Source organism: Bradyrhizobium sp. AUGA SZCCT0283, assembly GCF_018130385.1.
Classification (GTDB): Bacteria; Pseudomonadota; Alphaproteobacteria; order Rhizobiales; family Xanthobacteraceae; genus Bradyrhizobium.
Window position 1 is genome coordinate 422,894 of record NZ_JAFCLU010000002.1, and the last position, 8,946, is coordinate 431,839.

An 8,946-nucleotide genomic window follows, 5' to 3' on the forward strand; every position below is an offset into this window, starting at 1 on the left:
GTTCCGATCAGGCGGGCGCAGACGAGCGGCGCCGGCTGCGCTCAAGTCGAATGCACCGGCTGCGGCACGTCCGCATATCTGTGCGCCAGCCAGGACGACAGCATCGCGGGCACCAAGCCGACAAGGCCGTAGAGCAGGAACTGCATCACGCCGGTATCAGGACCGCGCGAGCCATAGATTAATTCCGACGCAGCAAAGCCGATGGCGCCTACGAGCAGTATCCGCGCCACGAAAGAAACCCGCTTGACGTGATAGAGAATGTCGTCGATGGCACCGAACATCAGCGCTGGCACGATGCCGAACAGATAGCTGTACTGCAGCGTCTTGACGAACGCGCCGAGGAATTTTCCGATCTCCGACCAGTTGGTCTCGGTCCAGTAGCCCGAAGCCACCGTGGTCGCGAACAGCATCAAAAACCCGCCGACGAGCGGGCCGATAGCTCCGAAGATCAAATAGCGTTTCATGGAACTGCCTCCTGGCGCCGTTCACTCCATACAGCAGCTCTAGGACCAAGTAAATTTGCCCGGTCTACTTTCAGTTGATGAGAGAACCGCCATCGGCGCCAGCGGCGTACCGCTCGATCTCCCCTCGCAAGATTAGAGACCTGCGATGTTCAAGCAGCGGACGCAGCACTACGCCTTTCAACTGGTTGTGGGTAAGGCAAATGAACGGTTGTTCAGGTTGGCGGCATCCTACGCAAGACTGAGGCAACTTCCGCGCGCCTTCGGACTTATTGCTGACGGGAAAAAGCGGCACGCCCCTGAGCGCTGGAGAAGGTAGCCGAAGCGCGAGGCCGATTGCCGCAATGCGATAACCGTGAAGGCGACGTTCGATGTCCATGCTCAGCTCCGCCGTCCAACGATCCACCCTCGGGCTTCATACGCTCGAACAGTACGAGCCGCTGATCGGCGCTGCGACGGTCGAGCGCATAGCCGCGAAGGCCGATCGGGTGCGCACGATGCGGGTCGCCCATATCAGTTCGACCTTCTACGGCGGAGGCGTCACCGAACTGCTTACGCCGCTCACCCTCATGATGAACGCGACAGGTATCGAAACCGACTGGCACTTGATTCAGGGAACGCCGGGCTTCTTTGGTTGCACCAAGAAGCTTCATAATACGCTGCAAGGCGAGAGCGTGGATTTTTCGGACGCTGAAAGAGCAATTTACGAACAAGTCGTGTTTGAGAACGCCACGCGACTTCATCTTGACGAGTGCGACGCGATCATCGTCCACGATCCTCAGCCGCTGCCGCTGATCAGCCATTTCGCCGATCGCGAAATGCCGTGGCTTTGGCAATGTCACATCGATCTTTCATCGCCGCACGCGCCGGTATGGACTTATCTGCGTCGGTTCATCGAGCAATATAACGCAGCAATCTTCTCGCTCCCCGAATACGGCCAGGAGCTTCGGATCGACCAGCAGTTCGTCACGCCGGCGATCGATCCGTTCTCCGCGAAAAACCGGCAACTGTCGGACCGCGAGATCCTCGAATTCCTGCGCAACTACAAAATTCCGACAGACCGTCCACTGGTGACGCAAATTTCCAGGTTCGACCGCTGGAAAGATCCGATGGGCGTCATTGATGCCTTCCGGAAGGCGAGAGAACAGGTCGACTGTACGCTTGTGCTCGTCGGCAACAACGCCTCCGACGATCCGGAGGGCGGGAAAATCCTCGAAACGATCGAGAGCGCTGCCGATGAGAGCATCATCGTTCTCGCGGTTGACGATCCGACATTGGTGAACGCGCTGCAGCGGTCGGCCGCGGTCGTCCTGCAAAAGTCGACCCGCGAAGGTTTTGGTCTCACGGTCACCGAGGCGATGTGGAAGGGCGCCGCCGTCATCGGCGGCAACGTGGGAGGCATCCGGCATCAGATCAAGGACGAATGGAACGGGTTTCTCGTGAGTACGCCCGATCAGGCGGCCGCAAGAATGGTCCAGCTCCTGAAGGATCCCGGACTCCGGGAGCAAATCGGTTCGCGGGCGAAAGAAAGCGTACGGCAGAACTTTCTGATGAGCCGGCTATTAGAGGATTGGCTCGACCTGCTGGCCAAATACGAACGGCCGGTGGTCTGACCGGTTTGGGTTCGAGAGCCCGGATATCTTGATGGTGGAAAGCCGATGCGAATTGCCCAGGTAGCGCCTCTGGCCGAAAGTGTTCCTCCCAAGCTTTACGGCGGCACGGAGCGTGTGGTGGCGTGGCTGGTCGATGAACTGGTAAGCTTGGGGCATGAGGTGACGCTGTTCGCCAGCGGAGATTCGAAGACCTCCGCCCAACTCCATGCCGTCTGGCCGCGGGCTCTCCGCCTCGGCCGCCCACGGACGGACCCGATGGTTGCGCAGGCAGCGCTGTTGGAAGCGGTTGCCCGGCACGCGACCGACTTCGATGTCATCCACATGCATATCGATTGGCTGCACCTGCCGCTTCTGAGCCGGCTCGGCGTGCCCTTTTTGACAACCTGCCACGGACGCATGGACTTGCCGGGCTTTTCAGATGTGGTCCGCCGCTTTCCCGACGCGCCATTCGTTTCGATTTCGGATAATCAGCGCCTCCCCCTGAGTGAGGCAAACTGGTTGGGCACGGTTTATCACGGACTGCCGCCCGACCTGTTCCGCCCTTCACTCGAAGGCGGCTCCTACCTCGCCTTCCTGGGCCGGTTGACGGCAGAAAAAGGACCGGAAGCCGCCATCCGGATCGCGCGCGCCGCCAACATGCCGCTTCGTATCGCTGCCAAGGTGCCGCGGGGCGAAAGGAAATATTTCAAGGAACAGCTCGAGCCGCAGATCGACGGAGAGCAGGTCCAGCTCACCGGCGAGGTCAATGATGAAACGAAACGGCAATTCTTGGCTGATGCCGCGGCGTTGCTGTTTCCGATTGATTGGCCAGAACCGTTCGGCCTCGTCATGATCGAGGCCATGGCCTGCGGCACGCCCGTCATTGCCTTCAAGTCCGGCTCAGTGCCGGAGGTCATCGACGACGGCATAACCGGCTTTGTCGTGCCGGGGGAAGCAGAAGCCGTTGAAGCGATCGGAAGGCTTTCCGAACTCGATCGGCGTCAGGTGCGAATGCAGTTCGAGAAAAGGTTTACCACAAGGAGGATGGCGCAGGAGTATCTCCACCACTACGAAGCCCTGGTCCATCCGGATGCCCGCGGAGCTCATGCCGGCATCAGGCCCGCCCGGCCTCCGCCCTCAGTGCCTGACGGTCTTCCGGCCCCGTAGCGATCCGCACGGTGGGACCGGCTGGCGGCCGCTCTTATTGCATGGTGCCAGCTTCCCGCCCCGCCTTTTTGATCTAGTACGCCCACAGAGCTGCGTGACCTCAAAGAACGGCCCCAGCGCGGGGGGCGAGCCGAGGCCGTCTAGTCCAACCTGTGCCGAGCGGCGGCTCGGCACGAATTCATAATCCGCAGCATTGCCAGATGTTCCTGATGACGGCCCGTTTCACTGCCTTGTCCCAGGTCATTATAGAACTGCCCTAACGAAAAGGCCCGGCCGGTATTGCGGCTCGGGCTATTCCTCTTCCTACGTCAATCGGCTTAGTGAACGACACGAAGGAAATAGTAGCCGATGCCTCCGACAACGATCAAGGTCGGGACGGCCCAAAGCAACAGGCCGGCATATGCGCCTCCTCATTTGCCCTTAATGAGGAAACGCGCGAGACTTTCCGCTTGTTCCCGACTGATAAGCTCTCGTGCTAGGCTTGCCCGCTTTCGACCAGGGACTGCGCCATGCCCATTTATCGCCTATTGCAGAACATGCCGATGGGACCGGAAGAGATCACCCGCTTGACGACAGCCTACGAGGAAACGTTGCGCACCATCGGTCTTGTCGACCGGAATGATCCAATAACCGAGATGATCGCCAAAAAGATCATCGAAATCAGCCAAAGGGGCGTCCGGGATCCAACGCAGCTCTCGGAGCTGACGATCAAGGAAATGGGTATCTCGTAAGTCCGGCACCGTGATGGAGAACCGAACAGCACGCGAGCCTGGCTCCAGAGATCGCCAGCATACCGCGCACCTTCGGATCACACCGCCAATTCCTTGCGGACGGCGGCGGCCGAGTTCCCGACCTTATCGACTGTCTTCTGCAGCTCTTCCCTGGACACGCCGAGCTTCCTTGCCCAGCACTTGACCTCGCTGGCTTCCTGCATGTTGATTTTGCTGCGGTCCTGCGGCCCTCGGCGCTTCTGATCGGCCATCCTTCACCCTCCTGCCCGGTTTCGATGCGTTCCTCGTCGTCGAAAACGTCCAACAGCTTGATGATCGCGTTGTCGCAGCAGCGAGGGCCGGGCTCGACATAGTGGCAAATACGTCCCGAGCCTTCTCAACCGCTTTGGTCATGCGCATTTCCGGCTCCATCGCCGATACTCCACTGACTGGGGAGGAAACACGGTTAAGCCCTTGCCGTTCCTACGACGGGGTTTGCGTCCCGCGCGTCGTCCGACATGGTCTGGACATCGGCTTTCGGACGGGCTCGATCCAAAGGTCGGCTTTGAGGGATCGGGACTGTTTCATCGATGGAACAGGCCTGTAGCTCACCGGTTATTCCTGCAGGAAGGGAGCTCCTCATGCAGCGCCGCCGAGTGAAACACACAGCCTCGTTGACTGATCGGATTGCCAGCAGGATCGCTGAAATCAAGGCAAAAGCAGAGGCACTTCCTGAAGGAAGCAGAGAGCGTGAGCGATTGCTGCGACGGGCGTGGCGCGCTGATCCCTTGGCTGGACAGCGAGGATCGCAGCCTTCGGAAGGGCCAACACCCTCACGTTAAAGAGCGGCAGTTCTTAATTGGCCTGCCGTCGACCACCACACGGAGAACGGAGGTGAACGCGATGACCCAGCCGACCGAACAAGAAATCAAGAAGCGCGCTTATGAGATCTGGGAGCGTCATGGCAGGCCAAAAGGCAAAGAAGACGAATTCTGGCAGCAGGCGGAGCAAGAATTGCGAAACGAGGATAAATCGTCTCCGATCCGTACGCCCGACACCCTGTAAACGAAGCGCTGCTCGACATGCCTCCGCATGGGGTTTAGCGGAAATCATCCCACTCATGCCTGAGATGAGAAATCCTGCGTCATTCAATCCTGTTCCTTTGAGGCGAGGGACATTCCTCGCTCCACCCTAAACCGCTGGTACAACGCAATGGACTGTTGGAGAGAAACAGCCGCCGCCTCTCACCCTGCCGGATCATGATCTCGATCGTATCCAGCAGATGCTGAGCCGCAATGTCGGGATTGCCAAGTTCGCCGGTTGCCTCCAGGTAGTCCCAGGCAATCCGGAAGGAATTCTCGACCAGGGTTGGCTGCATCTCATTCATGAAGAGCAAACGTCCGAAGGTCCGCCCTGTTCCTTTCGACAGCTTGACGCGGCTTGCAGCAAAGCGGCGCTAAGCAGGCTGGCTCAGTTTGGCGGTAGCCGCGCGGTCGTTCTTCTTTGCAAGAATCCGATCCGAGCCGAATCGGATGGTCCATTGCGCTACCGACAGCAACAAGGACTCAAACACCGCCACGCATTGTTCGAGCTCCCGGTCGGTGGATGGCGGGCAATTGGGCCGGTTGCGGACGATCATCGTCGTTGTCGACCAGGTCAGCCGGGCGGCCTTGCAGGCGACGATCAGTCCATAGACGCGGTCGGGTTCGAGCAAGGGTTCGATCGCCTCGACCTTGACGTCGGCCTTCAAGGCAAGGGCTGCGACCACGTGGGTGTATTCACCCCTCACCGCGAACCGGTTGACGATTGAATCATTCAGCTTGCCGGTGCGATTGAGCGCAACGACTTCGCTTTGCGCCTGGGTGTAGTCAATCGCTTTCCGGGCCACGCCGCCCTGTGCGGCGGCGGCCGCAGCGGAGTTTTGGGCTTTCTCGCGCGCGACAGGCCGCGACGCCGTCAGGAAGCGCGCGCGAACGACGTCGGCAACCTTGCCAATGAGCTCCCGCAGCAAGCTGCCGGGAATGTCCAGGCGAACGCCGAGCTTTTCCGCCAGCACTTCGTCACGCTCCGCCCGCCCCACCAGCGTCGCGTAACCGCATTCGGAGAAACGCGCCCCCGTGTTCCGGGCGAGCGCGTTGGAGACGTTGACGTCGCCAAATCTCATCAGCGCGTCGGTCAGCGCTTCGTTGAGCGCCTTGCGGTCGCAGATCGCCAGCAGATGCTGCTGGCCACGGCTTTTGACGATTTCAAGAAGGTCCGCGTCCGACAGACAGTTGGAGCTTCTCAGAACCGGCGCGGCCACCTGGGGCCGGTCGTGGAATGCAAGCTGGCGGATCGTTTGTCGCGGGGCCCGGTCGATGGTGGCGAGCGCCTCGCTGAGCTGGATCACGGTCGTTGCGTCCACCCGCGCGATCAGGTGGGCGAGGACGCCATCGACGGCTGCGATCTGCGAGTCGCCGAGGCGGCCGACATTGGACAGGAACAGGTCCGTCACCTCCCCGAAAATCCGGGCATCGTGCTCGGGTCCATCCTCTTCGGCGCCGTTCAATTCCTTGCGCAGGTCCGACGTTGCGGCAGGCATGGCTATCCCACCTCCGCACCGGCTCGCCGCATGACCTCATTTCCGGACGTTCGCGTCATGCCCCCGGTTCGGAACGCTTCCACCAGCAGCCGCTCCGTCGCGCGGATGGCCGGGGTCTTCGTGAATTCATCGGCTGCGAAATGAACAAGCATTTGAGCGCCATTTGAAAGGCCGGTTTCGGCAGCCTTTTCACTCCAACGAAAGCAATAAGGCGGGTGCGAGCAATAGCCGCTGATCGTACCCGGGCTTCCCTAACGGGTGGTTGTCCCGGAGCCTGGAATTTCCGCATTTATACTGAGTTTTGCAGCGGAAGGCGAGCCCGGCCGGCTGGGGCAGCCGGGCCGGGGCAACGTTCGCTTCCGCAAGACCTCAGCGATCGCAGGGGTCAGGGAGGCCGCGCCATGGAGCGGGGTGGGGTAGCGGCCGCGCAGGACGTTACGGGGGGGCGGAAGCGAGGCTCATTCGCCCACGCCGCAAACGCGCCATTGGACACGCGTTCGCCGGGCCGGCTGTTCGACCGCGGTCGAGAACGGAGACGCAGCGGCCCGCACCCGCTTCTTCTTCGAAACGCGTCGACTTCTTAAAATGCGCTGCGTCAAAATCGAGTTGTCGCGCATCTGCGCTTCGGTCGACGTGGCGTGCACGCAACAGTCCAGGAAGTGTTGACGCGAGCCATTGCAGCTTCGCAGCGTTAGCGCATAATTCGTAACAGGGCGGCGCAGCACTTTTGATTCGAACATCGGCAGAAATCGAGCAACCACACCGGGTGATTCCCGTGTGATGGATGACGCGTGCGGCAGTGCAAACCGCGTGCAGCGCCCCCAGTGAACCGCGGCCAGCACCGCGCGCGCAATCTTGGGGAACGCATCGATGACTTTCCATCGTACCAGCAGAATCGCACTTCTCTTCGCCATCGCCTTCGCGGCGACGGCGCTTTCCGCACGCCCGAGCCTCGCCTTCTCGGAGGCGCAGCAGATGTGCACCGGCGACGCCATGCGGCTATGCGGCCATGAAGTCCCCAACGTCCAGAGAATCACCGCCTGCATGGTCAGGAACCGCGCGCATGTCAGTCCAGGCTGCCGTGCCGTGATGGACCGCGACCACGCCGCGCGGAGGCGAGCCGCCGCCGCCGCCGAGTGACAGCTCGCTTCGCTTGAAGGCGAACGCAGAACGGCCTCAGCCGGACGATGTGCAATGCTGAGGCTGTTTTCTTGCCGGACTCTTTCGCGGCGCCGTGCAGCGATCGATTTCCTGGCTCAACGCGCTCCCGCCAGCTACTCCCCCCACAACGCAAACGCGTCGTTGAACGCGCGTTCGCCGGGGGCGCCCTTTTCGATCGCGATGATCGCGCGGCGCTGGTTGACATAGACCAAGGGCACGTCGAACCAGGAGCGCTCCTTCAGGAGCTGCAAATTGCGGGCGCGGTCGGAATCGACGTTGGAGAGGCCGACCAGGAAGAAGCCGTCGGTGACTTTCACGGCGAGACCGGCCAGCGGCGTGCCGCGCGCCTGCTCGTTGGACTTCATCAGGATGCCCGGCACGTTGCCGACGCCGCCGCCGGAGAAATCCTGCGGCAGGATGAAGGTCAATTCCGCGGTGTGGCTCGCCGGCAGCGACGAATCGGTATTGCGGCGGAACGACATCGTCATCTTGAACTTGCGGTCGGGAATCTCGATGTCGGCGCGCACGGCGACGTCGGGCTTCTGGTTGCCGCTCGCCTTGATCGGTTCGGTGCGCCAGATCACCGAGCCGACATATTGCTTGCCCTTGGGATCGGACGGGTCCTCGTCATACAGCACGACGCGCTGCGCCACGGGCGCCACGTTCTCGCTCGACGACGGCTGACCGACGCGATCGGGGATCTTCGGGCGCGACTGGGGTGCTGCCGGATCCTTTGGCGCTTCCACCACGGGGGAGGATTTGAACAGGCCGCCCACGGCCGTGACCGCCGACCTGCCCCACAGGATCCCGGCACCGACCAGAATGAGCACGATGCCGACCGCGATCGCGCTCTTGAACGGAAATACGGTGCCTGCGCGGGCGCGCTGTTTCTTCGGCTCGCGGTCGCGATCCTGCGACAGCCGCGAGCGCTCACGCGGCGGCGGCATCTGCGGCGGCTGCGGCGCGTAACGGTCGGCCTCCGCCGCCGATTCGTCATACGAATAGGGCGCGTCGGGATCGGCGCCGCGGTTTTCCATGCTCGGCTCGAGCCGGTCGAATTCCGGCGAAGGCGACGGCACGTTGGCATAGGTCTTTCGCGCGGCGCGATTGGCCTGCGCCGCGGCGCGGCCGAGATCGTCGGCGTCGGCAGCGATGTCGCGGAAGCCGCGCATGCCGGGTGGCGGCGGCGGGCCGTTTTCGGGGCCGCGGCGAGGGCCGCCGCCGCGCTCGCGGGGCGGCGGTGGCGGCAAGCCGGCATCCTGCATCGGAATCTG

The 8,946-nt window shown here is 61.9% G+C and carries 11 protein-coding genes; 4 read left to right on the top strand and 7 right to left on the bottom strand.

Features of this window, described 5'->3' with window-relative positions:
* Positions 1–41: 41 nt before the first annotated feature.
* Together JQ624_RS05480 and JQ624_RS05485 are read right to left on the bottom strand one after the other, a co-directional pair.
* Entirely contained in the window at positions 42–464 is a 423-nt protein-coding gene (locus JQ624_RS05480) for a DUF5413 family protein (protein WP_212417813.1), read from the bottom strand.
* A gap of 70 nt (positions 465–534) precedes the next feature.
* Positions 535–840: a hypothetical protein gene (locus JQ624_RS05485; protein ID WP_212417814.1), complete on the bottom strand. Its 306-nt coding sequence runs from the start codon at positions 838–840 to the stop codon at positions 535–537.
* On the opposite strand from JQ624_RS05485, the gene JQ624_RS05490 reads away from it, so the two are divergent.
* The 3 genes from JQ624_RS05490 (at position 833) to JQ624_RS05500 (ending at position 3,951) form a co-directional block, all read left to right on the top strand.
* A complete protein-coding gene (locus JQ624_RS05490) occupies positions 833–2,074 on the top strand; it encodes a glycosyltransferase (RefSeq protein WP_212417815.1) in 1,242 nt (413 codons plus the stop codon). The genes JQ624_RS05485 and JQ624_RS05490 overlap by 8 nt on opposite strands.
* Before the next feature lie 45 nt (positions 2,075–2,119).
* Positions 2,120–3,220 carry a glycosyltransferase family 4 protein gene (locus JQ624_RS05495; RefSeq protein ID WP_212417816.1) on the top strand — a complete coding sequence of 367 codons (1,101 nt, stop codon included), beginning with the start codon at positions 2,120–2,122 and terminating at the stop codon, positions 3,218–3,220.
* A gap of 509 nt (positions 3,221–3,729) precedes the next feature.
* The gene (locus JQ624_RS05500; protein WP_212417817.1) at positions 3,730–3,951 is read left to right on the top strand and encodes a hypothetical protein; all 222 of its coding nucleotides are present in this window, start codon (positions 3,730–3,732) and stop codon (positions 3,949–3,951) included.
* A gap of 77 nt (positions 3,952–4,028) precedes the next feature.
* Here JQ624_RS05500 and JQ624_RS05505 read toward each other — a convergent pair whose 3' ends face one another.
* Entirely contained in the window at positions 4,029–4,202 is a 174-nt protein-coding gene (locus JQ624_RS05505) for a DUF3606 domain-containing protein (protein ID WP_212417818.1), read from the bottom strand.
* Positions 4,203–4,833: 631 nt separating this feature from the next.
* Between JQ624_RS05505 and JQ624_RS05510 the strand changes: the two genes are divergently transcribed.
* Complete coding sequence (locus JQ624_RS05510; protein ID WP_212417819.1) at positions 4,834–4,995, top strand: DUF2934 domain-containing protein; 162 nt, start codon at positions 4,834–4,836, stop codon at positions 4,993–4,995.
* Between the two features lie 79 nt (positions 4,996–5,074).
* Here JQ624_RS05510 and JQ624_RS05515 read toward each other — a convergent pair whose 3' ends face one another.
* The 4 genes from JQ624_RS05515 to JQ624_RS05530 form a co-directional block, all read right to left on the bottom strand.
* Positions 5,075–5,317: a hypothetical protein gene (locus JQ624_RS05515; RefSeq protein ID WP_212417820.1), complete on the bottom strand. Its 243-nt coding sequence runs from the start codon at positions 5,315–5,317 to the stop codon at positions 5,075–5,077.
* Between the two features lie 69 nt (positions 5,318–5,386).
* Positions 5,387–6,511 (bottom strand): DUF2336 domain-containing protein, encoded by a 1,125-nt coding sequence (locus JQ624_RS05520; RefSeq protein WP_212417821.1) that lies wholly within the window; start codon positions 6,509–6,511, stop codon positions 5,387–5,389.
* 458 nt (positions 6,512–6,969) lie between these two features.
* A complete protein-coding gene (locus JQ624_RS39485; protein ID WP_212417822.1) occupies positions 6,970–7,557 on the bottom strand; it encodes a hypothetical protein in 588 nt (195 codons plus the stop codon).
* A gap of 228 nt (positions 7,558–7,785) precedes the next feature.
* A partial coding sequence (locus tag JQ624_RS05530) for a hypothetical protein (protein WP_249129404.1) occupies positions 7,786–8,946 on the bottom strand: 1,161 nt, incomplete at its 5' end.

Excerpts from the sequence above, each read along its gene's own strand:
- JQ624_RS05480 (WP_212417813.1), bottom strand. The coding sequence starts at position 464 with ATGAAACGCTATTTGATCTTCGGAGCTATCGGCCCGCTCGTCGGCGGG.
- JQ624_RS05490 (WP_212417815.1), top strand. The coding sequence starts at position 833 with ATGTCCATGCTCAGCTCCGCCGTCCAACGATCCACCCTCGGGCTTCAT.
- JQ624_RS05485 (WP_212417814.1), bottom strand. The coding sequence starts at position 840 with ATGGACATCGAACGTCGCCTTCACGGTTATCGCATTGCGGCAATCGGC.
- JQ624_RS05495 (WP_212417816.1), top strand. The coding sequence starts at position 2,120 with ATGCGAATTGCCCAGGTAGCGCCTCTGGCCGAAAGTGTTCCTCCCAAG.
- JQ624_RS05500 (WP_212417817.1), top strand. The coding sequence starts at position 3,730 with ATGCCCATTTATCGCCTATTGCAGAACATGCCGATGGGACCGGAAGAG.
- JQ624_RS05505 (WP_212417818.1), bottom strand. The coding sequence starts at position 4,202 with ATGGCCGATCAGAAGCGCCGAGGGCCGCAGGACCGCAGCAAAATCAAC.
- JQ624_RS05510 (WP_212417819.1), top strand. The coding sequence starts at position 4,834 with ATGACCCAGCCGACCGAACAAGAAATCAAGAAGCGCGCTTATGAGATC.
- JQ624_RS05515 (WP_212417820.1), bottom strand. The coding sequence starts at position 5,317 with ATGAATGAGATGCAGCCAACCCTGGTCGAGAATTCCTTCCGGATTGCC.
- JQ624_RS05520 (WP_212417821.1), bottom strand. The coding sequence starts at position 6,511 with ATGCCTGCCGCAACGTCGGACCTGCGCAAGGAATTGAACGGCGCCGAA.
- JQ624_RS39485 (WP_212417822.1), bottom strand. The coding sequence starts at position 7,557 with ATGCAGGCGGTGATTCTCTGGACGTTGGGGACTTCATGGCCGCATAGC.